Here is a 26,849-nt window from a genome sequence, read left to right as displayed (position 1 = left end):
AAAATATATGCTCTTGTCACCAGACACATTTATTTTTCTATGGTTTGTGTCACAATCAATTGGTTTGTTAATATCGATTATTTTTGTAACTATGGTGTGCTAACCTCTACCGGATCCGAGTTGATTCTAGTCCCAACGGCTCTCACGACGAAATCATACTTCGTTGCGGCATTGATATTGTTAACCGTGAAGCTGTAATCCGTTTTGCCGGCTACTGCAGGTACATAAACACTCCAAAAAGCTTTTACCTTGTCATTCTTCTCATAGATTCTATACCCTCTTACAGGTTCGCCTCCAGCTACAGGGGGCTTCCATGAGATAACGGCTTTATTGCTGCTAACCGCTACACTCGCAGCCTCCACCTTCGCAGGTTTCGTGTCCGTTCTCTTGATTCCGTAGTGATCATAGGCCTTCACGCCATTATCGCCTGACTTCTCATCACTCTTCGCTGCAGTATACGCCGTAAATTGAAGTACATCATTTGAAACCGATACGTCCGTGAACATTTTTTTGAACGGCTGCTTATTAACTGCTGCGAAGAAATCATTGTAACCCGGATACTTTTCGTAGAATTTGTCGCCAAAGGCATTGGACATGAGATATACCGTGCCTTTCGGATTAATCGCATTGCCTTGGGCGTCGAAGGTCAGTTGATTCGTAGGGATGGCTTTGTCGCCAATCATCTGGAAAGACCTCATATACATATGATCGTGCGCTTCAAACACCATATCGATCCCCATTTCATCAAAGACAGGAATCAGAACTTTTCTGTAAAATTGCACCCGGTCATCTTCATATTCGCCTGCATTGTCCCCAGCGGAATAAGGTCCTTTGTGGAACGCAACAAATTTCCATTTCGCATTACTCTTCGCTACGACGTATCTCATCCACTCGACTTGATCCGTAAATTGCTGATCTACGGATTTCACGCTGCCATTGCTCGCTAACTTCCCTGCATATTGGGAGTTGAACACGAGGAATAGAGCATCTCCATACTCAAAGGAATAGACGGACCCGTCGTCCGTATTAGCAATGACCTTCTTAGGCAAATTGAAGTGGTTATAGAAGTTGGAGTTCGGCGTAGTCTCATCTCCGTCATAATCCTGCACTTCATGGCCACCCAGAACGGGAACCATCGGAACATTCAATAGTTCATTCTGTGGGAGTCCTAACATCCATTGCCATTGCTCTTCCAAATCCCCATTATCGACGAGGTCCCCAGCATTGATCAGAAATTTAGGAGTACCAATCGTTGCAATGGCTTTTCGGAATGTATCTGCCCAAGGCTCAAAGTCTGATTTGCTAGATGCCTGTGAATCCGATCCAGCGATAAAACGAAATGGCTGATTGCCAAGTGCATCAGTCTGGAACGAACCGATCGCACTCCAACTATCTGCTGATCCACTACCCACACGGTATTTGTACACCGTTCCTGGTGTCAGATTATTGGCAATGGCTTTATGGGTAATAAATTTCTTTTTCTTCTTGGACGTCCGGTCAGCCTTCGTAACAAATGTCTGGATTTCTTCTGCACTACCCGTATATACCAAAGCTTCATTCTCGGGGAATTGACTTCCTGAAACTTTGCTGGCTTCTACCACTTGTACGACCGAATTCGTCATAACATCGGTATACCATGTGAATGCACGGGTTGTCTTGGGATCCCCATAAAATGTCATGTTGATGAGCTTCGGTACCGAAGGCGGGCTCGTCGTGCCCTGGATCGTAAAGCTCCATGTTATATGATTTGTAAGTAAAACCTGGTCATCTCTTCCTTTGATGAGTTCCTTGGGCACTTTGACGGTGTACGTTTTCCCGTTCACAAACGCAGGATGGTTGATCTTTAATGTATCGTTATTGATTATTTCTGAAGTAACCGATCCCAACGTGACATTGTTATTGTCTACAATGGTTACGTTCGCTCCCGAATTGATCACGACAGGTTTATTGAAGGTCACCGTTACTGGAGCTGCGACTGCCACATTGGTTGCACCAGCACTTGGCGTCTTGGATATCGCTTCTGTAGGCGTGCCCACAGGACCACCCGTTACCGTAAAGCTCCATGAGATATCATTTGCAAGTGCAACCTGGTCATCTCTTCCCTTGATGAGTTCCTTGGGTACTTTAACGGTGTACGTCTTCCCGCTCTCGAAATCAGGATGGTTGATCTTTAATGTATCATTATTCATAATCTCTGAAGTAACTGATCCCAACATGACATTATTATTGTCGACTATGGTTACGTTCGCTCCCGAATTGATCACGACAGGTTTATTGAAGACCACCGTTAGTAGAGCTGCCGGTGCCACATTGGTTGCACCAGCTGCGGGTGTCTTCGATACTGCTTCGGTTGGCGTGCCCACAGGACCACCTGTTATAGCACTTCCTGATACACTTATCTCTTTGATTCTGCTAGAGCCTGTGCTTCCAATGCCACTCGATCCGTTGGTGTTGGTATTGGATCGAACGATCCAACGGATGTGCAGCACATCCTGATCATTAGCGCTCGAAGGAAGGGGAACTTCTACCAACTTGCACGTATTACTCGCACAATTGAAGCTGGAGACGACCATTTTCAAATTCGTGTTCGGTACATCTGTCCATGTGGTGTTATCCGTACTGATTTGAACTTTGAAATCACGCGGACCCGTACCCGAAGAGTTCTGCTGTGAAGATAATGTGATATTGTCATAACCCTTCGTAGACACTGTCGCCTGCCAGTATTTTGTACCATTACCGCCATCCCAGCCCTGATAGCTTATCGCCTTCTGGCTGCTATCGTAATCCTCGTAATAACCACCGATGTTCTTAAATGTGGATGTGGTCTTGAACTTCCCATCCGTTGCCGGGAATGCTCCATTCGTTCCTGCATTTGCAAAAACCCACTCGGCTAGCTTTGTTTTATCCAGCACGCCTGCTCCCGGAGATACTGGCGCTTCTGGATTGGTTGATGGGTTAGGAGGTGTTAATTCTCCTTGGATTGATATGCTGATTAATTGACTTGATCCATTCTCACCGATCGTCGCCCCTGAAGTGCTCACATTTGAATTGACAACCCACCGAATAAATAAGAGGTCTTGATCATCAGCTGCATCTGGGAGCGACACGTTATTCAAATACGTTGCGGTATCCGCATCCAATACAAGATCCGGCAACTCCGTTCCTTCACTGGTAAGATTCGTCCAGTTTTGTTGATCTATGCTGATTTGTACCCTGAAATCCCTCGGACCTGTCGTCCCTTTGCCTTGTTGGGCTGAAGATAAGGTAATATGGTGATAGTTCTTCGTCGGAACGGCAACAAGCCAGTATTTGTCCTTCCCCGCTTCCTGCTGCCAACCTTGATAACGTATTGCGTTCATGTCACGATTCCAACCATAAGATGAACCAGAAGGGACAGGTTGTAGGATAGACGTTTCTTTATACACGCCAGCAGTAGCCGGGAATATACCAAGATCCGTTGGGTCTGACGTGTATTTCCATTCTGCGATCGTGACCGGAGCCACGCTACCCTCTGCTGACATGAATCCGTTTAACTGTAATGAGATGAATATGGTAAACGCCATAAACAATGAAATGATTCGCTTCGTTTTTCTACCCCATAATGTATTCATTTGCATCTCCTTTACTTTTTCATCGTGAGCTTTATTATCCTGTCTCCCTCTAAGGCCTCCTTTCTAACTAAAAACACTGACAGCAACACATAAAGTTTAAGCGCTTTAATTTTCGGGCGATAAATATACAGTTGCTATCATGCGATTTTAATATATTGTGTTTCTCAAATATTAGAACATGAATTTGGATGTCATTATTTCGCTTTTCACCAAAGTTAGTAGATGAATCAGATCTAAAAGAACAAAAAAAGAAATCCACCATTTTTAAAAATTGCGGATTTCTCATCAGTTTGAGATTCGGTTACTTTATTAATCAATAGAAATGGATTTGCTCATAGTCTATCTCATGCATCACCTTCTCAATAGCTTGCAGCCGTTCGCGGCCCGCCCCCTGCAGGTACTGGACAAATCGCATTTGCCACTCCATCGGATACTCTTTCTTCATCGACAAAATGAATGGCAATTTCAGCGTCTCGCTTCGTAGTTCCTCATAAAAAACAACTTTCGCTAGAAGAGCCAGCTCCATATCACCAAACGCAAAGAATAAAGCATCATACTCATCTTCATATAAGCAATCTGATTCTAGCATATCGAGATAGTCATGGAAGATAAGCCAAATATAAAAAAAGAACCCCAATTCAGGAGTTCTTTCCGTCTTATAAATTGTAATACTATTATTCTTCTACGCTTTACTTCAGTTCAGCTACGCTAACAGCGATTTGTTCAATTTGGCTATTGCTCAGAGTACCGTCAGGGGAACTGATCGTTACCGTCCGGTCGTCCAATTGGAAGCCCAGCAGCGGTGTTTTGGAAGGTGTATACCATTTCGCGCTCACGCCGTTGGATAGTTTAACCTCCTTGGACTTATAACCATCGGAATAATCCCGTGGCGACACGTTCACGGTCATATGCTTAAAGATCAGATTGACTCCATCGCCCGTGGCTGCCGCTTTAACATAGCTGTCGTTTTTGGCCATTTGCTGTGGAGCATAGGCTGTTTCAAAGGATTCAAACTTGGCGAATGCTCCTTTGATCGCCTTGATCTGTGCTTCACTGTAATGGATGGTTGTCCATTCACCTGTGGGTTTATTGCCTCCCTGTTCCGTATCAAGCCGAATCTGTTGGCTAGCAGCATCGAATCCTACTTGAATTCCAGTCAGGTCGGCGATGGCCCGCACTGGCAAATACGTCGTATTCTGATAAGTGATTGGCGCCAGCTTTTTGCCGTTACTGTCCATTAACGATTGATCAGCTCCATTTACGTTAAAGGTAATGCCATGATTCAGATAAGCGTTGATCTTCTCCAGCTTGCTTCCGGCATATACGCCGGCGGCTCCCGATAAAGTCATTCCTAATACGATAGCAGCTAAAATTGTTTTCTTCACAATGAATCTCTCCTTTGTTCTATCCCATATCATTTTTTGAAATCTACAATATGCGTGACGATTAGCTTCTCTTTATCGTCTACGGTAATGCCTAACCTAGTGCCGGAAGGGTTCCAGCTCAGCGGGTATACCGGGTAATACGATAGCCCTAACGGCGACACTTTGCCAGAGACCGTATCAAAAATATAGATCCCATTCATGCCGCCTTTATCCTCGGTATAGACCGCAAAAGCTAGCTTTGTGGAATCGGGCGACCAGGACTGATGGGACAGCAAATCTCCCTTACCGATCAACAAGCCTTGTACATGACCGCCCGTATCGTAGATGAGCAGGCGTGAGTCTTCCTTCCCGTCGCTTCTCGCGGTGGAGACGGCAATCCGCTGACTGTCAGGGGACAAGCTCAAGGAGGAGACATCTGCTGCGAGCAAGGTTGGCCGGGATTGTGTGGGGGTGAAGCTTTTCATGCGGCTCTTGGCATCGGTGTAATAAATTGTCCCGTTGCCCGTAGCAAATTCGGTGAAGACTTCAACATCAGGATCCTGCAGCTCGATCTTCTTCCGGGTACCCTTCACCGAAATGTCCCATATCTCACCCCGACCCTTCATCGAGCCGGCGGCAAGAATATAAGAGTCATTATTCAGCCAGCCGCCTACTTCCAAATAATTGTCGACTGCTACCTCGTACCGCTCTCCTGTAGCCATATTTTTGATCTCGTTCACGGCCTTGTATTTGTCCTTCCAGGTCTGAATAAAGCTATATTTCCCATCCGGCGATAAGAAAGATTTGATCACTTCTCCCTGATCCGCACCTGTCTGTTCCTTGATGCTCTGCCGGTTGCCAGTCTCCAGATCTAGACGGAATCGATGATAGCTATATTGCGCTTCCTCCGTCGCGGTGGCCTGCTTTACCACGGTCGTGACTTGGATCTCCAGTTCATCGTCAGAGAGCCATTGCTCGATATTTGCGCTATTCACCTGGTGTATACGCTGAACGGCAATGCCTTGTTCAGCAGGCGGTTTGCTCTCTTTGACGACTGTCAGTTCACGCTTTCCTCGTCCCACCCCGAAGCGGGATGGGTCAGTTGCATCCGACGTGTCGTGCACCTTTGTACTATCCTTCTGCTCTGCGCCACAGCCGGATAAGACGCCGACAGTCAGCAAGGTAGCGGCAATCAGACCAGCCATGTATTTTCGTTTACTAATCTTCATCAGGGACCTCCTACTCATTTCATTTCCCAGTGCCTTTAGTATAGAAAGACAATATTGCATAAACATATCCGACTTGTAACGAACTTGTAAACAATCCGGTAAGCTGGCATTGTCTGAATCACAGCGAAAAGCCCGGATGATCTCATTCATTCCGGGCTTCGTCATTTGGTGTATAGGTTGTCCTTTCCGAACCGAAGGCATGCAGTAGAAGCTCCACCCTAAGGCGAGACCCGTCCGGTCCGGTCTCTACAAGCTGTACCGTTCCACCTTGCTTTTCGGTCAAATTGCGAACCAAGGCTAGCCCAAGTCCAGTACCGCCGCTTGATCTTGACCGGTCTCGGCTGACCGTAAAGAACGGATCGAAAATTCGGGATACGGCATCCTCGGGAATACCGATTCCCGTATCAGCAACCTCAATGATCATCCGGTAAGCTCCGTCTGCTGACGCTGCCGTGTAGTTCAATAGATGAACTTGTCCGCCTGGGCGGTTATATTTTATCGCGTTATCCAATAAATTCAGCATAATGTGCATCACGTTCTCAGGATCGGCCCACACTTCCCCATCAACAAGCGAAGAATGAATCGTAACCTTACAGCTGTCCGCCTTTCCTTGCAACCGGGTTACAGCTTCCTCTAACAAGGGCCGCAGCAGAACCGCTTCCGCACGTGTCTCAAACTCGTAAACATCCATCGCTGACAGCTGTAGCGCCTTCTCCACAAGACCGTACAATCTCTGTGCCTCCACATGGATGCGCCTTCCGGCATCATCCAGCAAGCTAGGATCATCGCTGTACATTGTCAACAGGTCGGCGTACGCGATAATCGAAGTTAACGGTGTCTTTAGCTCATGGCTGATATTGCCGATGAACTGTTTTTGCTGCTGCTCCAGCTCTCGCAGCCGTCCTACCGTTTCAATTAGCTTCTGCTTCTCTTCATGCAGGGCACCGACAGACGTGGAGATCCTGCTGCTCATATCATAGATTCCTTGGGCCAGCTCGCCCAGCTCATCCTTTCTACTTACTGAAGGAGCCGACAGATAATCCCCTTGACCAATTTGCGATGCGGCCCTGTTCAGCCGGGCAATGACATTGACCTGCCGCCGAACATACACGTACCCGATTAGGAATCCGACACAGAGCACGATGGCACCGGCAAGCAGAAACAGCTGGCGTATGCGTGCGTAAAATGCATTTTGCTCGGTAAGCGAGGCATGAAACTGCACCGTGCCGAGTCGCTGATCGGCATTATACAGCGGTGCGAGGAACAACAGCTGAACTCCTTCGGTAATGTATGCCGATTGCCCCTGAGCCGTTATTTTCAGCGCATCCTGCACATCAGCTCGAGGCTGAAATGGCAGCGAGGTGCCAGCAAATGCACCATCCACCGTATACAACGTTACCGCCATGCCGCTTTGTGCGCCCAAATCCACGGCCAGCCGTTGCCCCGTCTGTTCCATAAACTGATCCGGCGAAACCCTGCTTCCTGTCAAATATTCCTCTCGCACACGCAGATTAGCGGCTTCTGCCTGTTGGGTAAAAGATTGCTCCAGCATCGTTCGTTGATTCTCCCGGATGCCGCTCAGGACCAGCACGCTTAAGCAAGTTACGATAAAAACGAGCAACAGGGCAAGTAACAACGACATTTTCCCCTTCAAGCCCAGTCGAAATTTGCCTACCATCTAGGGTGACCCCGTACTTTTATAGCCAATCCCGTAAACGGTTTGAATGAGCCCGTGGTGGCTGCCCAGCTTTTTGCGCAGACGCTGCACATGGATGTCCACCGTGCGGGTGCCACCAGCAAAATCCATATCCCACACCTGCTCCAGCAGCATTTCCCGTGAATAGACCCGTTCCGGATTGCGCATCAGCAATACCAGTAGATCAAATTCCTTCGGCGTTAAATCTAGCAGTTCGCCTTGAATAGACACCGCGCGGCTGAACAGCTCTGCGGACAGTTCTCCCAGTCTTAACACATCCTGCTGCTCCTGTTGCATTTGCTCGCCATAACCTCCCCGGCGCGATAGCGCTTTGACTCTGGCTAGCAGCTCCCGCATATCAAAGGGCTTGGTCATATAATCGTCAGCGCCAAGCTCCAGTCCTAGCACTTTATCGACAATATCATTCTTGACGGTCAATAGCAGAATCGCAGGCCGAGGCCGGCCATCCAGCTTGCGGCATACGTCATAACCGCTTACCCGAGGCATCATGACATCGAGCACCATGACCGCTGGCAGGAACGTCTCCACCTTGTCCAGCGCTTCCTGGCCGTCCGCAGCCATCTCAACCTCATACCCTTCTCTACGCAGCGCATACGCTACAGCCTCCCGAATGCTGCTCTCGTCATCCACCACAAGTATTTTGATCATGAATATCTCCTCGTATGATTTGTTCCTTGTATTATACCAAACATGAAGAAGCGGTTGCACGGACGTTGTGCAACAAAATCAACCGATCATGCTGACCGGTTACGACGAATAAGTCATTTCTCAATTCGTGCTGAAAAGCCAACAGACCACTTTTTCTAAGTTTACTTAATCACTTAATAATTCAATGAATCTATACGACCTCCATCTAATTTAACTATATTACCCGTTACTTCAACAAATCGAAAAAGGAGCTGCCTCATGCAAGCTCCTGAACACTCGTGACACCGCAAACACTGAATGAATAATTCAGCATCAAGCGTTTTTACGATTACTTCGCACCCATGATGAACTTAGAAATAAACTGAGCGGACCAATACGCGGCTTCTTCCCGGGTTAACGGGTCTTTGGGCCGGAAATCGACCGCGCCGTCACGCTTCACCGTGACATCAGAACCTGACAGTCCCATGGCGATGATCACCTTCATACTCATGTCGGCCTCTGGATCACCTGGCTGTGCAAGCTTGACCTGATCCAATGGCAGCTCGGCCAGCTGTTCCGGCGAAGTCGTTCCTTGGAGCGCACGCAAGAAGAACTCTGCCCCACCCTGACGTGTCAGCGATTGATCCGGCGCGAAACTCTTGTCCGTCACGCCTTGCACAAGGCCTGCTTCCGCAGCCGTTTCTATTTCTCGTGCCGCCCACATTCCGACGGCATCCTCGTATCTCACCGGCTTCTTGGAGAGGGTAAGCCCCATCATGCGAACCATCCATGCCGTCATATCGGCGCGCGTCACCGGCCGCTTCGGATGGAAGCGCCCGTCCACCGTTCCTCGCAAAATCCCCATGGCTTTCAGTTGTCCGATCGGAGATGCATATACATTTGTCCGTTCGACGTCGCTGAAGGTTGCAGATGCTTTCTGGGCATAGCTTACCGGATTCATATATTTCAGATAAGAGATCGTGCCGTTCGATTCTTCTTTGAAAGCCAGTATCCTGCCACGCTCGTCGATGAATAGCAACGGATCGATCTGCTTCAGCTTCTGCGATTGCCCGAGTATTTCGACGGTCAGCTCGCCAGGTCCCGTCGCTGCCACGTTCGTCAGCAAGAAGTTCATTCGTAAGTCCGTATAGACACCCTCGAACCGCTTCAACTGCTCAACTGGCGTCGATAACGATACTGGCTTCCCCTCTGCTATTGGGAAATATTGATCCACGAACATGGTGTACCATGCCCAAGCCAGCTTCGTCGAGGCACCCATCTTGTTATGCACGAGGAATATCCCGATGTTTTTCTCCGGCATGAGCAGCATGTAGGCGCTGAATCCAGGCACGTCTCCGCCTTTGCCGATCACATGCAAGCCGTTGTTCTTATTCGCTTCGAATAAATTTTCAAAGCCGTAAGTCGCATCCGGATATGCCTGATGAATGCCCGTCTGGAACTGCTGCATCTTCTCGATGGACGCCTTGCTCCAAATCTGGGTATCACTAACCTTGCCGCCGTTCAATTGGGCAATCATAAAACGTGCCGCGTCCTCCGCCGTCATCAGCATACCCCCGTCTGCCATTTCTCTTGGCGTTGTCGCATACGGCGGGATCGCCTTATTATCCGCACCGTAGCCGATTGCAAGCTGCTGCAGCTTTTGGTCGGAAATCGCGATTTCCGTGTTCTTCATTTGCAGCGGATTCAGAATATTCTCCTTCACGTATTGCTCGAATGATATGCCCGATACGTTCTCGACGATGAATCCGAGCAGGTTGAAGGCGAAATTATCGTACATGTAAGATGTTCCCGGTTCGCGAACAACAGGCGGCATGCGCTGTTCCACGAAGTCCTTCAAGCTCACATTGCTATTCAGATCCGGGGTATAAAATTCCGGCGGTTCCACTGTTACTTGGAATCCGCTTGTGTGGGTCAGCAGGTCGTGGACGGTCACGGGCGTATGAAACGGATTATCCAGCTTCAATCCGCCCATATACTTCTGCACGTCTACCTTCAAATCGATTTTCCCTTGCTCGACCAGCTTCATGATCGCTGCTGCTGTAAACACTTTTGTGACCGATCCGACGCGGAACACGGTCTTTGCTGGATCGACCGCGGTTTTTTTGCTTACATCGGCATAGCCATAACCTTTTTGAAAGACGATGCGACCGTCTTGCACGACAACAATCGCCGTCCCCGGCGGGTCATCCGCCCCTGTCCGGCCTCTCATGAATTGATCGGAGAGCGCCTCCAGACCGCTTAAATCCACCGAATTCCCTAATGCGGCTTGCTGCACATTCATTCCCGCTCCAGTTCCTGTACCCGCATTCACTCCCGAAGGCTCTATCCCTGCACTGGCTGACACTTGTACCGTCAGCGCCAATCCAACGCACGCGGCAACTGCGACTGAACAAACTTTTTTCCATAAGCGTGATGCTATCATCCGTAACCCTCCCATTGGTGAAATCATATTTTACACCCTTTCATCATAAGGGATCATTCTTTCTCCAGCTTGAGCCTCATCTTACATTTACCTTACAAAGAAGGATTTGCCGGAAGAAAAGAGAAGAACGTATGCATACAGTGATGTCGATAGGACATTCAATTGGAAGGAGTACCCGCTTCATGAGCAAAACCATTCTCATTGCCGACGACGAACGGGAGATCGTGGAATTATTGAAGCTGTTTCTGGAAAGGGAACGTTATGAGGTCATCGAGGCTTACGACGGAGAGCAAGCTTGGGCATGCATTCGCGAGCACCGAATCGATCTGGCCGTTGTCGACATCATGATGCCGAAGCTGGACGGGTATCAGTTGATCAAAAGGCTGCGAGCTGATTATAAGCTGCCTGTTATTATCCTCTCTGCTAAAAATCGCGACAGCGACAAAATATTGGGACTTGGCCTAGGCGCCGACGATTTTATCGCCAAACCGTTCAATCCACTTGAAGTTGTCGCGCGCATCCAAGCGCAGCTGCGCCGCGCATTTGATTTCAATGAATCCGAGCCTAAGCCCGAGCCAGCATCCCGAACGACCATCGGACTGCTAACGCTGGATCATCACGCTTGCGTTGTCTATCGTAACGGGATCGAAATTCCGTTGACCTCATTGGAATATAAACTGCTGAACACCTTCATGCTGGCACCGGGCCGTATTTTTACAAAGCAGCAGTTGTTCGAGCAAGCCTGGTCTGAGACGTACTGGGAGGATGACAACAGCATCATGGTGCTCATCTCCCGGCTCAGGGATAAAATCGAAGATCCGCAAGGCGCGCCGATATTCATCAAGACCGTGCGGGGTCTCGGTTACAAATTCGCTACGAAGGACGATTTCGTTGAGAAAAACAAATAAGCTTTTCAGCTCGCTAATGAAAACCTATCTGTTGTTCGCTTTGACTCTTAGTGCGATCAATATTGCCTGCATCTTGCTAATGGGCAATTGGATCGACACAGGAGCGACGGTCCAAGTCAGCGCAGCGTCCATCGTTCGTCCGGATTACGAGAATATCCCGACGGAGCGAATTACGACGCTAGGGGGCCAGTTGGACATCTTGGACGAGCGGCGACGTGTCGTCTTTCATAACGAACAGCCGACAGACCTTAGCGAGCGTTATACCGCTGAACAGCTCCTCGAACGGTTATATGACCGTCCGGAAGAGCGTCATAAGTATACGCTTGTCCCCTTTCAGACCTTTGATGGCAAATCGTATTCCCTGCTATTAGCCATGCCTAAGCAGCACAGTAATTTTTACGTTCAACTGAATCTGGTGCTGCTCTTGTTGTTCGGCATAGCCGTATACATATACAGCCGCTGGACTGCAAGGCGGATTACAGGGCCGCTGGAGATGATCGCGAAGACGATTACGCGGATGAGAGATGGCCATTATGGAGAACGGATGTCGTTCGTCGCCAATGAAGAATTCAATCTCATTCAAGACCATTTCAACGAGATGTCTGCGCACCTCGAGCGATCAGAGCTTGAGAACAAGAGGTTGATGCAGAGCAAACAGCAGATGATGCTCGACTTGTCACACGACCTGAAAACCCCGGTTACGACGATTCAGGGGTATGCCAAAGCGCTGCATCTCGGTTTTGTGGACAGCCCCGACCAACAAGCACGGTACTTGAAAATGATCTACGATAAGTCCGTTGTCGTTACCTCGCTTGTCGACGACATGTTCCAGCTTGCGATGCTCGATAGCGAAGAGTACCCATTTGCCCCACAACAAGGCGATTTTGCCGAATTTATCCGCCATATCGCGATCGATAATATAGAGCTGTTCGAGAACAAAGGGCAAGAGCTCGTCGTTGACATCCCAAACGGCAAAATCATGCTGCGCTTCCATACCAACTCGATGTATCGCGCAGTCTCCAATCTGTTGTCCAATGCATGCAAGCATAATCCGCCGGGTACGGTCGTTACGTTAGAATTGATCGATGCGGAACAAGCTGTGCGACTGCACGTCTCCGATAACGGCTCCGGCATACCGCAAGGGCTTCGGGACGTGCTGTTCGAGCCGTTCGTTCGGGGCGACGAATCGCGGCAGAGCAGCGGTGGAACCGGGCTGGGGCTTGCCATCGCGAAGAAGGCGATCGAACGCCATGGCGGACAGTTGAAGCTCGTCGCAGATCAAGGGGGAACCTCGTTCCAAGCGGAAATTCCGAAATCGCCACATCGAGGTGAAATTGAAATCTGATACAACAAGGCCAGAACCTAGCCGATGCATTCGACTAGGTTTTGGCCTTGTTGTGGCGTGCGCTCATTATCACTGCAGGCGGTATACTTGAGGCGTTAAGCCCGTCATTTTCAGGAATGCCCGATGGAATTGGCTCGTACTTGAGAATCCGAGATCTGCGCTGATCTGCCCGATCGTCGCACCGGAGCGACGAAGGCGGAGCATTGCCTCTGCGATGCGCAGCTTCAGCAAGTATTGATACGGCGTCGTGCCCGTCGCCTTGCGGAAGGAGCGAATGAAATGAAACCGGCTCTGCAGCGCGATCCCTGCCAACTCGTCGATCGAGATCGTATTCTCGTAGCAATCATGCATGAACGTCAGTGCCCGTAAAATATGTGGATCGGTACAGCCCCTTAGCAACTCGGCCGTACCCGACATCTCCCCATCGTGTCTGAGCAGCGCGGCAAGATAGGTCATCACGTCATGCTCCACTTCCTGCTTGGCGAGCGGATCAGCCAACGTCTGTCCTTGAATTAGCGCAAGCATCCATTGGCTAAATCGACGGATAATATCGTCCGGATCAAACGCTTGTCGAATCGAATAGTCTGCCCCCGCCGTAAATCTGGGATGGATGCTGGCTGCGTTGCTAACTCCGCTGTCGCGTACCTTTAGGATAATGACGGAAGTCTGCTCCCCAAGATGAAAATTATGCTTCGCTCCCGGGGGTTGAATCATGCCGTTTCCTTGCCTCAAATCATAGTTGCGCGCCTCTTGCGTAAAATGACAGGTACCTTTGATCGGCAGCGTAACTTGGATCCATTCGTCATGCTGATGAGCAACATTCTGAAAATCGTCGCTCACCTGCCATAACTCGATCCATTCTGTTTCGGTTCTCATCTCCATGTTTCTTCACCTGACCCCTAATCTATATCAAAAGTTGCTCGATTTGCAGCAATAATAGCAACGACCCATTCCTTTCCATTCGCTAAAATGTAAAAAAATCGATAGGAGGAATGACCCGATGGTCCCTAACACCGCCGCGATCCAAGCGCCGCGCAATACGGCGGCATGGATGCTATTCGGCGTCAGCTTTGCCCATCTACTCAATGATGCAATGCAGACTGCCGTACCTTCCGCTTTCCCGCTCTTTCAATCTACTATGCATCTGACGTTTACGCAAATTGGCTGGGTGGCGTTTGTCCTCAATATTACCGCCTCCTTGCTGCAGCCGATCATAGGCTACATGTCAGATCGTAAGCCGATGCCAAGCCTATTGCCGATAGGCATGATCTTCTCTCTCGTCGGCGTGCTCGGTTTCGCTTATGCGAAAACCCTCTGGATGATTCTATTATCTGCCCTTTTCATCGGCGTCGGTTCGTCCGTACTGCACCCTGAATCGTCACGTGTCGCTCGATTGGCGGCCGGAGCAAGGCTCGGCATGGCTCAGTCGGTCTTTCAGGTTGGTGGGAACACCGGTCAAGCACTTGCGCCTCTGCTCGTCGCGTTCGTGCTCATGCCCCACGGTCAACAAGGATTTCTGTGGTTTACGATCGCAGCGGTCGTCGGCATTGCAGTACAGCTCGTTATCAGCCGTTGGTATGCGGGACAGCTAGCTTCCGGGCCTGATAATGAGAAGCCTGCTCCCCTATCCTCGGATAGACAAACGCAAGCGTTCTCTCCGCTGTTCATCGCGGGTACGATGACGCTGCTGATCATTTTGCTCTTCTCCAAATTTATCTACATTGCAGGCATGACCGGCTTCTATTCATTCTATTTCATAGAACAATACCATCTGCCGCTGTCTAACGCACAACTCTGCTTATTCGCGCTGCAATTCGCCGGCATGCTTGGCACGCTGCTCGGTGGGCCACTAGCCGATCGATTCGGACGCAAAACGATGATCTGGATTTCCATCGCAGGGACGGCTCCGTTTTCGCTCTTGCTGCCCTATGTTAGTCCGGGCATCGCACTACTGCTGTGCTGCATGATCGGTCTGATCCTCATGTCCGGCTTCTCTGTCATTATCGTATATGCGCAAGAACTCTTGCCGAATCATGTCGGAACCGTATCCGGCTTGTTTTTCGGGTTGGCGTTCGGTATGGCGGGCCTCGGTTCCGTCCTGTTAGGCTGGCTGACGGATACGGCAGGCGTTCAATTCACCATTACGCTCTGCTCGTTTCTGCCTTTGCTCGGCATATGCGCTTTGCTGCTGCCACGCGATTCCAAGCTGGTGGCTGAAAGGGGGATGATTCCGACCCATGATCATTAATATCGAACATGTTACATGGCGCAGAGAAGGCCTAACCCTGCTGAAGGATGTGAATTGGCAGGTCGCGCCTGGCGAGCACTGGGCTCTGCTTGGCCTGAATGGCTCCGGCAAAACAACGCTCTTAAATATGATTAACGGCTACTTTTGGCCATCTGAAGGTTCCGTTAGCGTTCTTGGCCAGCCCTTCGGCGAGATCGATTTGCGAGAGCTTCGCAAATCCATCGGCTGGGTGAGCACGTCCCTGCAGGAGAAACTATATGCCGCGGATCGAACGCAAAACATCGTGATCAGTGGTAAACACGCAACGATCGGGTTGTACGATTCGATAACGGATGATGATCTTGCATTCGCGCGATCTCTGATGGAGCAGCTGAGTTGTGCCCACCTGTGGGACCGCGAGTTCCGCACCTGCTCGCAAGGCGAGAAGCAGAAGCTTCTCATCGCCCGTGCGCTGATGGCTAAACCTCGCATACTCATTCTAGACGAACCTTGTAACGGCTTGGATCTATTCTCCCGCGAACGGCTGCTCGCCAGCATCAAGGATCTTGCCGAGAGCGAGCAGGCTCCGACTTTGATTTACGTCACACACCATACGGAGGAGATTTTACCAGTATTCACGCATGCGCTGCTCATCCGTAGTGGAGAGGCCGTTCGATGCGGAAGGACGGATGAGGTATTGACTGAAGAAGGCCTTAGCGAATTCTTCGAATCACCCGTCGTCGTAGAGAAGCATCGTGAGCGGGTGTATGTTCGTACCGCTGATTAATACGCCGTTTCATTTGAGTGACTACGATATCATGTAGAATTCAACGAAGATAACCTATCCTAGCCCGATTTCAGACTGGATGATAGGTTATCTTTTTAACGTTACGATTCATTTATTCTTGTAGATTTCTACCAGCAAGACAATAACAATCTTGGCAAGCCCAAACCAACAAAACTTGGGTTGACGATTCTTGACTAATCGTTCCAAAATGAATATACTAACTAAAATCAGAAATAAATCATATTAGGAAGAGGCGAACGAGATGGCCAGACCGAAAGAATTTGACCCTTCGGAGGCGCTGGATAAAGCGCTGGAGCTATTCTGGACCAAAGGCTTTGAAGCGGCTTCCGTCCAAACGTTATGTACAACCATGGGCATTAATCGCGGAAGTCTTTACGAAACGTTCGGAGACAAGGAAGCACTGTTTGTTTCATGTATGGACCGGTACCGCGAAAAACAAGAACGCGAGCTGTTCTCCAAGCTGGAACGGTATGAAGCCGATCCGAAGCGCCAGCTGGAAGCTTTTTTTAAGGCTTCGGGCGAAATTAGCCAGCAGAATCAATTGCGAGGCCGCGGCTGCTTCATGGCCAATTCAACGCTCGGCTCAGCTGCGGAATTGCCGCCTGTGGCAGAGCGCGTCGAGACCTATCAACTCTACCAAGAGGATGTTCTATACCGTTTTCTGCAGAACGCCGCTAGCTGCGGCTTGCTTCGGCAAGGCGTTCAGCCACGCGAGGGGGCCCGTTTTCTGTTAGCGATTAAACAGGGAATTCATGTTGCTGCACGATCCGCGGCCGGACGGGAGACGTTGCCGGATGTGTACCAAATGGCGGTTAAAGCCGTATTTTGACGGCTTTTCATGTCGTTTTTGGAATGAACGTTCCAATATGGAGTCGTCTTGAAAAGATTACTGGAAGTTCATGCCGAATATTTAAGATTTTTCACGCTAGTTTTGGAACAATCGTTCCATAAAATGCATAGGAGGTCGATTCACTTGAAAAGAATGCTTTTTATCATCCTGATGATGTCCCTCGTGGCAACCGCGGTATCCCCGCTCTTCCCCCTCTATCGGACGCAATACGGCCTGAGCAACCTAGAGCTCACGCTGTTGTTTGCATCTTACGCCGTCGTCCTGCTGCCAGTATTGCTCGTAACCGGTGCGCACGGCGCTTTCTGGGGATTAAAGAAGGTAATCCGAATCGCGATCTGGACTTCGATCGTCGCATCGATTTTGTTTCTTGCCAACGGAGCTGCCTGGATGCTGTACGCAGCCCGCATGCTGGAAGGCGCGGCTTACGGCCTCTTTACGGGTGTGGCCGTTCCATACCTGCTGCGTCGCGTGTCGCCAAGGCTAACCGCTAAGGCAATCCTTTTGTCCGGCATCATCGTGTCTTTCGGTTTTGGTCTTGGCCCAGCGATCTCCGGGTTGATTACGGAGTACGTCCCGGCTTTTTCATCCCGCCTGCCTTATTTCTTCTTCGTGATCCTGCTGTTCATCAGCGCGGCTGTGATCGAGACGCTGCCGCATGAGAAACGGAAAGAAGACGAAACCGCGGGCTCCCTATCCATTGGCGTGTCGCCCCGCATTAGCCGGAATTTCTGGATGATGGCTGCGCTGCCTGCATTTACTCTTTTCACGTTAAACGGAATTGTGCTCTCGTTAATTCCTACGTTTGTGGTAAGCGTGCTGAAGAGCACTAACCTGTCCATCAGCGGACTGCTCGCACTGCTATTGCTTGGCGGCGGCGCGCTTATCCAGCTGTTGCCTTCCCCTTCCCATCCGGTCATCCGGCTGCGGGCCGGTCTCGTCATATTGGCTGCTGGAGCATGGATGGTCATGTTCTCCGGTCAGCTGAGCAGTCTGCTTCTGCTGTGGATCGGTGTCGCTCTGCAGGCGCTGGGTACCGGATGGGTGTTCCAGGTCAGTCTCCGACTGGCGGGCGAGCTGCCCGAGGCCAAAGATCGGCCACGGGTCATCACGACTTATTACTTTGCAGCGTACTCCGGCTTTATCGTACCGATCGGGGGGCTTGGGCTGCTAAGCAACCTATTTGGCATGAACATGGCAATGGCTGTACTGGACACAGCGGGTATGCTTATGATCCTACTGATCATTGGATATTCGCTTCGCTTCAAACCCCTTTATCATGCGTTACATGACAACCGCGCTGCCTCGGCCTCTACGGACTGATGATGATGGGTTCTGCGTCTTTCTTTATGATTGCCACCTACTATTCGTCGACAACTACGACAACAAAGAAGGCCGCGCATTCGCGGCCTTCTTTGTAAATTGGGTCTAAGCGTCTCTAGGCACTGTTACCTTTCTATGCCGTAATTACGGTAATCCCCCGCTCTTCAAGTTGGGCGATCATTTGCTTCGGAATCCGGTCGTCCGTAATGATAACGTCAATCACGGTTAACGCCGAAATTTGAGCAAAAGATTGCATGTCGAATTTACTGTAATCCGCGAGAAGGATTGCCTGATCCGCGATCGATATCATTTTCTCTTTGATGCGGGCTTGCCATTCGCCTGACTCACTGATCCCCCGTTCAAGATGAATGCCTTTGCATGATAGGAAAACTTTGCTGACATGGTAGGCATCAAGCGAACGCTCGGCCAACGGCCCGACAAAGGACATGGAACGTGGGGCCAAAATGCCTCCCGTTGATATCACTTCGATATTGTCTTTACTGCTCAATTCCGTGGTTACGCGGATGGAGCCTCGTTCATTGACTAGGTTTACGATTTTCTCATAACGTTCCGCTACAAGCATGGTTTACCTCATTTCGCCGACCGAACGTTTATGATTCTAATCCAGTTCGTGTGATGAATTTCTTGTATGCGCGGCTCCACGTTGAATGTTCAAGCGGCCGATATTCGGCAATGGGAAAAGAATCCCGAATGGATTGACGCGCATCCCAAATATCTTTCCATACCCCCTGAGCGATCCACTGAACCGCCAAGTTCCCGATCGCGCTGCCCTCCGCAGGGCCAGCCCAGACCGGCTTGCCAATTGCATTAGACGTCCATTGGCATAATAACGTATTATGAATCCCCCCGCCAACCATATGCAAGCTAGGAAAGTATTCCTCGGCTACCCGCTCCGTCATTTCAAATACATAACGATATTTAAACGCAAGACTTACCAAGATCACCTTACCGTTTCCCCCACGCTCTGCGATGCTTGCTGCCCAGTCCGCTCGCAATAGCGGGCAATTCGGGAAGGCATGTCGCCTGCAGCTAGGAAATCGTGGTCATCGGGATCGATGAACGACCGGAACGGCGCTGCTTCGCCCGCCAACCGCATCAATTCTGAGTAATCATAGGCCACACCATCGTTCTCCCAAGCACGGCGGCTTTCCTGCAATAGCCATAAGCCCATAATATTTTTGAGCAAGCGATACGTCCCGAAAGCGCCGCCTTCATTCGTGTAATTGAGATCCTGCGATAGCTGATTAATGACAGGCTCCTGTACTTCGGTCCCCATTAAAGACCAAGTGCCGCAGCATACGTACGCAAAAGATCGGTCCGTCGCCGGAACGGCCACAACCGCTGAAGCGGTATCATGCTCGGCCACTGCGTACACCGGAATCGATGGGATGCCGAGCTCATCGCAGACGGACGCCCGCAGCGTACCTGCATTGCTTCCCGGCTGCAACACATTCCCGAGCCAGGATGTATGCAAGCCTAATTGGGCCAGCAGCCCATAATCCCAATCACCCGTCCTCGGGTTAAACAGCTGGGTGGTCGTTGCATTGGTAAACTCGTGATGCATCTCGCCGGTTAAAAAGTATCTCAGCAAATCTGGTATCATGAGCAACCGGTTTTCCTTTTTCAGCCAAGAAGAACCAGCCTGCTTCAAGGCATAAAGCTGAAATAGCGAATTGAACTGCAGAAATTGAATACCCGTTGTTGCGAAAATCTCGGAAGCTGGAACTTCGGCGAACACTTTCCCCATTATGTTCTCAGTATGTTGATCGCGATAGTGATACGGATTGCCGACGAGTTCGCCGTCAGGACCGATAAACCCGAAATCTACCGCCCATGCATCGATGCCGATACTGCTAAGTTCCACTCCAATATGCTTAGTGAGCATAAGCGCTTGTTTGATTTCATGATACAACCGCAAAATATCCCAGTGCAAGCGCTGTCCTACCTGCACCGGATCGTTGGAAAACCGATGGAGCTCCGTCATTTCGATTTTGCCATCAATCAGGCGACCCAGGACTGCCCTGCCACTGCTAGCCCCCAGGTCGAATGCGATCATATGCTTTAAAGGGGATCCTCCTTTTTCGTTGATTCGTTACCGCTTCATGAGGACCTCTCGTTCATAGGCTTTCACTTCGGCCAGCCAATCTTCCCGAACGGGAACGCCTTGTGCGGCGCAATAATAGTCCCATACCGCCCCGAATGGATACGTTCTGAATTCCTCTATTAGCGCAAGGCGAGTCGTAAAGTCCCCTTCGCGCTCCGCTTGCTTCAAAGCATCAATCAGCTCAAGGAGTGCGCGAAGAAGCGCTTTGATCGCGTTGCGCGTCCCAATGACCCAAGCGGCAATCCGGTTCATGCTGGCATCGAAGTAATCAAGACCGATGTACGTCTTCTCCAGCAGTTCCCGCGCACCAATTCACGGGCAATATCAATCAGTTCGTCATCAAGCGTGACGACATGGTCACTGTCCCAACGCATCGGACGGCTCAGATGCAGCAGAATACCGTCCATAAATAACGATAGTGCGGACAATTTGTTCGATATCGATTCCGTCGGATGGAAATGTCCTGTATCGAGACAAATTAATTTATGGTTGCGAATGCCATAGCCCATATAGAATTCATGTGAGCCGACCGTATAGGCCTCCGATCCGAGACCGAACAGCTTGCTCTCGATGGCGTCCAAGTTATGAGCCGGGGGAAGTTCTTCGGCAAATACCTCGTCAAGCGCCTCCTGAAGTCTTTGTCTTGTCGCAAGGCGATCTGCCGGAACATCCTTGTAACCGTCAGGAATCCATACGTTCGTGATGCAGGTTTGGCCGAGGTGCTCGCCGAAAAAAGCGCCGATCTTGCGTGAGACTCTGCAATGGTCTATCCAGAACCGACGAATGGCCGGGTCCGGGTGGCTTAGTGTAAACCCGTCTTTGGCCTTCTCGTGCGAGAAACAGGTTGGATTGAAATCCAGTCCTACGCCTTGTTCTTTTGCCCACGCCACCCAAGAAACGTAGTGCTTCGGCTCCAGCTTGTCGAGCTCGACTTGTTCGTCGGTCTCCGCATAAATGGCGTGAAGGTTAACATTATGCTTGCCAGGAATAAGGGACAAAGCCTTTTCCAGATCGCGACGAAGCTCATTTGGCGTTCGCGCCGCTCCGGCATAGCTGCCCGTGACGGCGATCCCCCCGGTTAAGTTCTGTTCGCGGTTTAAGAATCCCCTGACGTCATCGCCTTGCCAGCAAGGGATAGAGATTTTGATCGATGCCAGCTTCTCTAGTGCTTGATCAACGTCAATGCCGTGCGCTGCATACAGCTCTTTTGCCATTTCATAATGGTCTTGAATCTTGAAGTCCACTTCAACCTCACCTCAATTTGGTCATTGGATTGGGACATCCATGCATCTGATGCACTCGGACCGTTTGAATTATCGGGTAAAAGCGGCAGGCACGCCGCCATCGATCGTCAATGTGCAGCCGGTCGTTTTATTCGATTTCGAAGACGCGAAGAACGCAACGCCTTCGGCAATATCACGCGGATTAATGTCGGCAGCAGCTTTCTCCGCGCCTTCCAGATTTAGATCCGCCAGGACGACATGCGCCCCTTCAGATGCAAGACATCGAGCCGTTTCGCTGCCAATGCCACCCGCCCCGCCGGTGATGAGAGCCACCTTGCGAGAGAATTCCATTTCCGGGGGGCAAGCGATAATTTGTACAGTTCCAGCGGCCAGTACTCCACTTGATAGGACTCGTTCTCACTGAGCGACACGAATTCGCCAAGCATGGCAGCCCCACGCATGACGGCAATTGCCCGATGGTACAGCGCGCCGCTCACTCGAGACATCGCCCAGTTCTTGCCGGTATTGATCATCCCCACGCCAGGGATCAGAATGACACGCGGCGCAGCGTCGAACATGACATCGCCGTCGTTCATGTTGCGCTCGAAATAAGCTGTATAGCTTGCTTCGTACGCGGCAATGCCCTCTTTCAGCCTGGCCTTCAATCCGTCCAGGTCATCCGCAGACGGGGTCCAATCGATGAACAGCGGGACGACTTTCGTATGAACCAATTGGTCCGGGCATGCCGCCCCGACTTGAGACAAAGCATGCGCGTTCTGGCAGCCCACGAATTGCAGCACGTCGTCGCCGTCGTCAAATGAGAGGATCATGTTCTTCCGAACGCTAACGGCGCCGCGAATCGCCGGCATGATCTGAGCGGCAATCCCGCCGCGGACCTCAGCCGGTAAGGCTTGATGCTTCAGGCCACCGAACACCTTATCTTCCTGCACGCGTGCCTCAATATAAGCTTCAGCTTCGCTAATGATCTTGATCGTCTGAGCGTATGCCGCCTCCGAGGTTTCTCCCCATGTTACCAAGCCGTGCTTCTCCATTAAGACCAATTCCGCCTTCGGATTCGCCGATACGCCTTCCGCGATCATGTGGGATAGCTTGAACCCGGACGAATGTAGGGAACCCAAACTTTGCACCATGTGAATATCCCTCCGGACGTTTTTATTCACTTTTGTTTTAACGTTATCATTTTGTTTTTGTTTGAAAACAAAAATATATAAAACTAAACAAAATATATAAATGATTGGACTTCCGTATTTTCTCGCTTATAATGATTGAAAACACGCTCATGTATAGGAGACGATTGCCCATGAAAAACAAATTGTCTCTCGCCTAGCTAACGATCGAAGGTCAAGCACGACCGGTGGGCGTCGACCCCGGAGCCTTTACGTTCGCATGGCAGCTCGTCAGTGATCGACGACGGATTAGGCAACAATGCTGCCAGGTCTCCCTCCTCCCGCTTCGGGAAGACGGTTCCACAGACCTTGAACTCTGGAATAGCGGCATCTACCGCACAACAATGCCATTCCTATTCTATGACGGTCCAGTGCTTCAGCCGCATCAACGCTATCGTTGGAAACTACGCGTATGGGTGGATGGTTATCCTGATCCGGTTGAATCGGAAGCAAACTTCGTAACCGGACTCTCGCCTGCCGACTGGACCGCCGACTGGATTTGGAACGGCGAACCTGTCTCACCCAACCAGTTCGCCTATTTCCGCAAAGAATACGTGTTAGAACAGTCCGTACTCTACGCTTATTTATCCATCTCCACCCACCATCATTTCCAGCTATTGATCAACGGGAAGCGTGTCGGCGGTTATGTGAGTCCAGCTCCATCCGATCCGTCGCACGGCAAGCTGTATGTCACCTACGACATCACGCCGCTGCTTCATCCGGACGGTCTCAACTGCTTGGCGGTCATCGCGCTGTATTTGGGAGGGGGCGGGCAATATGCCGTGGACGGGTTGCCCGGCCTCATCATACAGGCGGATCTCGTCATGCAAGATGGCGAACGGCGTCGATGGGCAACTGGAACCGACTGGGAGCATTACGAGAGCGGCACCCATCGTTCCGGTACTCCCTTCCAGCAGAATCAAAGAATCACCCCGATCGAGGACGTAGACGCGCGCAAACTGCACACCTCTTGGACCCGCTATGGATACAGCAATAACCGATACCGTCGCGCTGAGCTATCCCCAGCAGCAGAAGCCGGGTGGCGTTTGACGCCGCAGCGCATTCCCGAAGGAGACATTGAGGACCTATTCCTCCCCGAGCTTGAAAGTTCAGAACATACTTCTGACGGTTGCCGCCTTATCTATGATGCTGGACGCATCGTCTCCGGATGGGTCCGCTTGCGTCTACCGGGCATACGGAACACGGCCGTGCGCGTACGTTACTCAGAGCAGCTCGCTGCGGATGGAGGCGTGGAACGCAAAGTGTGCAACGAGACGTCTGAGCATTATTATGATCAATATACGATGCGCGGCGATGATATAGAAGAATGGGAACCCGCCATGACGCACAAGGCGTTCCGCTATATCGAAGTCACAGGCTATCCCGTTCCGCTTCAAGTGGGACAGATGGTCGCAGCCGTACGTACGGGACTACTGGAAGTGGGGCTGTTCCATAGTTCGGATCCCTACTTGAACACCCTGCACGAAGCCTGTGTCCGGACGCAGAAGAACAATATTCTGGGACAAGTCGTAGACTGTCCCCATCGAGAACAAGCACAATATCTGGCCGATAGCGATTTGCAGGCGGAGTTGCTGCTCTATCATTTCGGTACATCTGCGGCCATGCTGGAGAAGACACTGATCGACTTCGCCGCAGCGCAGAAGCCAGATGGCGCATTTCCCTTCGTAGCCCCTAGCAATGACGAACATCCCGATTTCGCGATTCGCATTCCGGAGTGGGATTTGCACTTCGTTAGCTTGCTCTGGAAAGTATACGAAGCGACCGGAGACATCAGCATCATCCGGCGCCATTATGACGCCGCCAAGCGTTCGGTTTCTTATTGGCTCTCCATGTGCGATCAAGAGGGACTCTTGCACAAGAGCGCGTGGTGGCATATCAGCGACTGGCCCTACCCGACCGTTGATGAGAGCGGGGATGTGCTGACAGTTCAGAACACGAAGCTGTGTCGGGCGCTGAGACTGCTAGCGAAAATGGCTGCGATCGCCGGGTTGGACGGCGATATCGAATCGTGGACGGCGATGTCGATTCGCAGCGCAAGAACCATCGCGAATTCATTGTTTGATTCCGAATCGAACGGATTCATGGATAGTCTGGGATCGCCTTCGCAGCATCAAGGGGTAAATGCCTTAGCCTTGTTGGAGGGACTCGCGCCTCGGACGGCTGATGCATCCGCAATCCTGAAGCGCATTGCCGAGCAGGCCTGGGAAGCGCGAGCCGTTCTGTCCCTGCCTTTGCTGCGGCTATTGTTCGACCATGGATACGCTGACAAGGCTTACGCCCTGCTGCGCAAAACAGATTTCCCCGGGTGGGGGTACATGATCGCGCAAGGCTCGCCGACGATGTGGGAAGGCTGGGATGATATCGAATCGCACAGCCATGCATGGAACGGGTATCCTGCACGGCTGCTTTATGAATATGTCGCCGGCATTCAAATCGCGGCGCCTGGATTCAGCACGATCCGCTTCCAGCCGTATTGCCCTGAAGACCTTGCGTTTGCCGAAGCTAGTATACCGACGCCTTTCGGAGTGACGCGGATAAGATGGGAACGACAGGCTCCTATTGATGGCATCGAAGTGGCGCTAGAAGTGCCTGCGGGAGCCTTGGCGGAATTGCAGCTGACATCCCACATGCGATCTAAACCGCTGGACGAAGTGCAAGTTTATGAGCGAATATCAGGAAACCTTGTGTGGAAGGACAATGCGCTTAGTACTGCTATTGAAGATTTGTTCGAAGGTGAGCGTCTTCACGATGAAGTGACGATCCGATCCGATTCGGTTCGGGCCGTTACCGCTTTATTGTGATCTAGACGAGTGAAAACGGCATCACGAAGAAGGCAATACGAATTATCAGCCCGGATTCGCGATGCCGCCCTCTTTTCGATAGCTGGCAGGCGTCGTGCCGGTTTTGTTCTTGAACAACCGATAGAACCGTTTCGGATCGTGAATGCCGACGCTTGACGCGATGTCCGCGATTGTTACCCCTCGCATCGCTTGATCCTTAAGCAATCGGCAGCTATGCTCTATTCTTTCGTGCGCCACGAGTTCCGAAAATGACCGCCCCGTGCTTTTGGCGATCATGCGTTGCAGCTGCCTCGTCCCCATGCCGGCATCACGGGCTGCGTCCGACAACGTGAGCTTATCGTGCATGCGGCTCCGAATGCAGCGCATGACCGCATCCATCCTCTCATGATCGAAGCTTATCGGTTCCTTCTCGTCACCCAACGCGCGTTCCATGCCGATCAATAACTGGAGCAGAAGTCCGCACATCATAGTCTGATAACCCGTGCGCTTCTGTTCGAATTCCAATAGCAATGATTCGAATATGGGCGCGAACTCGCTTATACGCTCCCTCATTTGAAGCCATGCGCCCTTCTCCTCCATGATCCTCTGAAAACGATACATCCCGAATTGCTCAGGAAGGACGGCGGTCAGAAAGCGAAAGAGCTGTTCATCGAAGATGCAATTGCCAATGATCAATGGTTTGTTCGGATCTGCGGAAGTCGGCCGGAAAATATGGGTGACGCCGATCGGAAGATAGAACAAATCGCCTTTAGTCACCCGGATGGTCTGGTCTCCGATGTAATGGAATCCGCTGCCTTCCAAGACATAGCTAATTTCAAAGAAATCATGGGCATGTTCCGGCAATTCAAAGCGTTCGGACACCTGATTGACGTAGATCGAAAATCCATTCTTGAAAAATTGTTCCCCTCTCGTCACCATGTATTCCGGTCTGTGCATCATAAGGCCCTCCGATCTTAAAGATGATATGGTCATCATATACCTATAAAATGTCGTGATCAACCTATAACTCGACTTAGTTCTTTTGCTTATGATGAATGATGAAG

General features: G+C 50.8%; 18 protein-coding genes and 3 pseudogenes. 8 read left to right on the top strand and 13 right to left on the bottom strand.

The genetic code is table 11. The annotated features are described in order from the left end of the window. Positions 1-89 precede the first annotated feature (89 nt). The 7 genes from GCU39_RS31805 to GCU39_RS06430 form a co-directional block, all read right to left on the bottom strand. Positions 90-3,611, bottom strand: coding sequence for an Ig-like domain-containing protein (locus GCU39_RS31805; protein ID WP_227793462.1), 3,522 nt, complete (start codon positions 3,609-3,611; stop codon positions 90-92). A 313-nt stretch (positions 3,612-3,924) separates the two neighbouring features. Then, the gene (locus GCU39_RS32230; protein WP_265333474.1) at positions 3,925-4,056 is read right to left on the bottom strand and encodes a hypothetical protein; all 132 of its coding nucleotides are present in this window, start codon (positions 4,054-4,056) and stop codon (positions 3,925-3,927) included. 244 nt (positions 4,057-4,300) lie between these two features. After that, a complete protein-coding gene (locus GCU39_RS06450; RefSeq protein WP_152392757.1) occupies positions 4,301-4,996 on the bottom strand; it encodes a stalk domain-containing protein in 696 nt (231 codons plus the stop codon). Positions 4,997-5,025: 29 nt separating this feature from the next. Next, positions 5,026-6,204: a TolB family protein gene (locus GCU39_RS06445; protein ID WP_152392756.1), complete on the bottom strand. Its 1,179-nt coding sequence runs from the start codon at positions 6,202-6,204 to the stop codon at positions 5,026-5,028. 142 nt (positions 6,205-6,346) lie between these two features. Continuing rightward, the gene (locus GCU39_RS06440; RefSeq protein WP_152392755.1) at positions 6,347-7,882 is read right to left on the bottom strand and encodes a sensor histidine kinase; all 1,536 of its coding nucleotides are present in this window, start codon (positions 7,880-7,882) and stop codon (positions 6,347-6,349) included. Beyond that, the gene (locus GCU39_RS06435; RefSeq protein ID WP_152392754.1) at positions 7,883-8,569 is read right to left on the bottom strand and encodes a response regulator transcription factor; all 687 of its coding nucleotides are present in this window, start codon (positions 8,567-8,569) and stop codon (positions 7,883-7,885) included. A gap of 328 nt (positions 8,570-8,897) precedes the next feature. Further along, positions 8,898-10,991 (bottom strand): serine hydrolase domain-containing protein, encoded by a 2,094-nt coding sequence (locus tag GCU39_RS06430; protein ID WP_193726789.1) that lies wholly within the window; start codon positions 10,989-10,991, stop codon positions 8,898-8,900. A gap of 182 nt (positions 10,992-11,173) precedes the next feature. Here GCU39_RS06430 and GCU39_RS06425 point away from each other — a divergent pair, with 182 nt between their 5' ends. Next, positions 11,174-11,899: a response regulator transcription factor gene (locus GCU39_RS06425; protein ID WP_152392752.1), complete on the top strand. Its 726-nt coding sequence runs from the start codon at positions 11,174-11,176 to the stop codon at positions 11,897-11,899. A gap of 16 nt (positions 11,900-11,915) precedes the next feature. After that, the gene (locus GCU39_RS06420; RefSeq protein WP_152392751.1) at positions 11,916-13,244 is read left to right on the top strand and encodes a sensor histidine kinase; all 1,329 of its coding nucleotides are present in this window, start codon (positions 11,916-11,918) and stop codon (positions 13,242-13,244) included. A gap of 69 nt (positions 13,245-13,313) precedes the next feature. Here GCU39_RS06420 and GCU39_RS06415 read toward each other — a convergent pair whose 3' ends face one another. After that, entirely contained in the window at positions 13,314-14,126 is an 813-nt protein-coding gene (locus GCU39_RS06415) for a helix-turn-helix domain-containing protein (RefSeq protein ID WP_152392750.1), read from the bottom strand. 118 nt (positions 14,127-14,244) lie between these two features. Here GCU39_RS06415 and GCU39_RS06410 point away from each other — a divergent pair, with 118 nt between their 5' ends. From GCU39_RS06410 to GCU39_RS06395, 4 genes are all read left to right on the top strand, one after another. Next, a complete protein-coding gene (locus GCU39_RS06410; RefSeq protein ID WP_152392749.1) occupies positions 14,245-15,492 on the top strand; it encodes an MFS transporter in 1,248 nt (415 codons plus the stop codon). After that, positions 15,482-16,258 (top strand): ABC transporter ATP-binding protein, encoded by a 777-nt coding sequence (locus GCU39_RS06405; RefSeq protein WP_152392748.1) that lies wholly within the window; start codon positions 15,482-15,484, stop codon positions 16,256-16,258. The genes GCU39_RS06410 and GCU39_RS06405 overlap by 11 nt, the downstream gene beginning before the upstream one ends. 262 nt (positions 16,259-16,520) lie before the next feature. Continuing rightward, a complete protein-coding gene (locus GCU39_RS06400; protein WP_152392747.1) occupies positions 16,521-17,108 on the top strand; it encodes a TetR/AcrR family transcriptional regulator in 588 nt (195 codons plus the stop codon). A gap of 153 nt (positions 17,109-17,261) precedes the next feature. Beyond that, positions 17,262-18,449 carry an MFS transporter gene (locus GCU39_RS06395; protein WP_227793602.1) on the top strand — a complete coding sequence of 396 codons (1,188 nt, stop codon included), beginning with the start codon at positions 17,262-17,264 and terminating at the stop codon, positions 18,447-18,449. 133 nt (positions 18,450-18,582) lie between these two features. Here GCU39_RS06395 and GCU39_RS06390 read toward each other — a convergent pair whose 3' ends face one another. The 3 genes and pseudogenes from GCU39_RS06390 to rhaA all read right to left on the bottom strand — a co-directional run bounded on the left by GCU39_RS06390 (position 18,583) and on the right by rhaA (position 21,788). Beyond that, the gene (locus GCU39_RS06390) at positions 18,583-19,032 is read right to left on the bottom strand and encodes a DeoR/GlpR family DNA-binding transcription regulator (protein WP_152392745.1); all 450 of its coding nucleotides are present in this window, start codon (positions 19,030-19,032) and stop codon (positions 18,583-18,585) included. A gap of 28 nt (positions 19,033-19,060) precedes the next feature. Next, positions 19,061-20,526: pseudogene (locus tag GCU39_RS06385) on the bottom strand (rhamnulokinase). Positions 20,527-20,562: 36 nt separating this feature from the next. Next, positions 20,563-21,788, bottom strand: a pseudogene (rhaA, locus tag GCU39_RS06380) (L-rhamnose isomerase). 12 nt (positions 21,789-21,800) lie between these two features. Here rhaA and GCU39_RS32460 point away from each other — a divergent pair. Beyond that, complete coding sequence (locus tag GCU39_RS32460) at positions 21,801-22,040, top strand: hypothetical protein (RefSeq protein ID WP_407671729.1); 240 nt, start codon at positions 21,801-21,803, stop codon at positions 22,038-22,040. On the opposite strand, the pseudogene GCU39_RS06375 reads toward GCU39_RS32460, so the two are convergent. Next, positions 21,999-22,938 (bottom strand): annotated as a pseudogene (locus GCU39_RS06375) (SDR family NAD(P)-dependent oxidoreductase); the annotation flags it as partial. The gene GCU39_RS32460 and the pseudogene GCU39_RS06375 sit on opposite strands and share 42 nt — an antisense overlap. 234 nt (positions 22,939-23,172) lie before the next feature. Here GCU39_RS06375 and GCU39_RS06370 point away from each other — a divergent pair. Next, positions 23,173-25,806, top strand: a complete 2,634-nt coding sequence (locus GCU39_RS06370; protein ID WP_152392744.1) for an alpha-L-rhamnosidase — start codon at positions 23,173-23,175, stop codon at positions 25,804-25,806. Positions 25,807-25,851: 45 nt separating this feature from the next. Here GCU39_RS06370 and GCU39_RS06365 read toward each other — a convergent pair whose 3' ends face one another. After that, entirely contained in the window at positions 25,852-26,745 is an 894-nt protein-coding gene (locus tag GCU39_RS06365; protein ID WP_193726787.1) for an AraC family transcriptional regulator, read from the bottom strand. Positions 26,746-26,849 lie beyond the last annotated feature (104 nt).

The sequence above is a fragment of the Paenibacillus guangzhouensis genome (assembly GCF_009363075.1).
Lineage (GTDB): Bacteria > Bacillota > Bacilli > Paenibacillales > Paenibacillaceae > Paenibacillus_K > Paenibacillus_K guangzhouensis.
The sequence above is the reverse complement of the archived record's forward strand: the minus strand, read 5'-3'. Positions and strand labels throughout refer to the sequence as shown.

Coding starts and splice junctions, on each gene's coding strand:
- GCU39_RS31805 (WP_227793462.1), bottom strand. CDS start 3,611: ATGAATACATTATGGGGTAGAAAAACGAAGCGAATCATTTCATTGTTT.
- GCU39_RS32230 (WP_265333474.1), bottom strand. CDS start 4,056: ATGAAGAAAGAGTATCCGATGGAGTGGCAAATGCGATTTGTCCAGTAC.
- GCU39_RS06445 (WP_152392756.1), bottom strand. CDS start 6,204: ATGAAGATTAGTAAACGAAAATACATGGCTGGTCTGATTGCCGCTACC.
- GCU39_RS06440 (WP_152392755.1), bottom strand. CDS start 7,882: ATGGTAGGCAAATTTCGACTGGGCTTGAAGGGGAAAATGTCGTTGTTA.
- GCU39_RS06435 (WP_152392754.1), bottom strand. CDS start 8,569: ATGATCAAAATACTTGTGGTGGATGACGAGAGCAGCATTCGGGAGGCT.
- GCU39_RS06430 (WP_193726789.1), bottom strand. CDS start 10,991: ATGATAGCATCACGCTTATGGAAAAAAGTTTGTTCAGTCGCAGTTGCC.
- GCU39_RS06425 (WP_152392752.1), top strand. CDS start 11,174: ATGAGCAAAACCATTCTCATTGCCGACGACGAACGGGAGATCGTGGAA.
- GCU39_RS06420 (WP_152392751.1), top strand. CDS start 11,916: ATGAAAACCTATCTGTTGTTCGCTTTGACTCTTAGTGCGATCAATATT.
- GCU39_RS06415 (WP_152392750.1), bottom strand. CDS start 14,126: ATGGAGATGAGAACCGAAACAGAATGGATCGAGTTATGGCAGGTGAGC.
- GCU39_RS06410 (WP_152392749.1), top strand. CDS start 14,245: ATGGTCCCTAACACCGCCGCGATCCAAGCGCCGCGCAATACGGCGGCA.
- GCU39_RS06405 (WP_152392748.1), top strand. CDS start 15,482: ATGATCATTAATATCGAACATGTTACATGGCGCAGAGAAGGCCTAACC.
- GCU39_RS06400 (WP_152392747.1), top strand. CDS start 16,521: ATGGCCAGACCGAAAGAATTTGACCCTTCGGAGGCGCTGGATAAAGCG.
- GCU39_RS06395 (WP_227793602.1), top strand. CDS start 17,262: ATGCTTTTTATCATCCTGATGATGTCCCTCGTGGCAACCGCGGTATCC.
- GCU39_RS06390 (WP_152392745.1), bottom strand. CDS start 19,032: ATGCTTGTAGCGGAACGTTATGAGAAAATCGTAAACCTAGTCAATGAA.
- GCU39_RS06365 (WP_193726787.1), bottom strand. CDS start 26,745: ATGATGCACAGACCGGAATACATGGTGACGAGAGGGGAACAATTTTTC.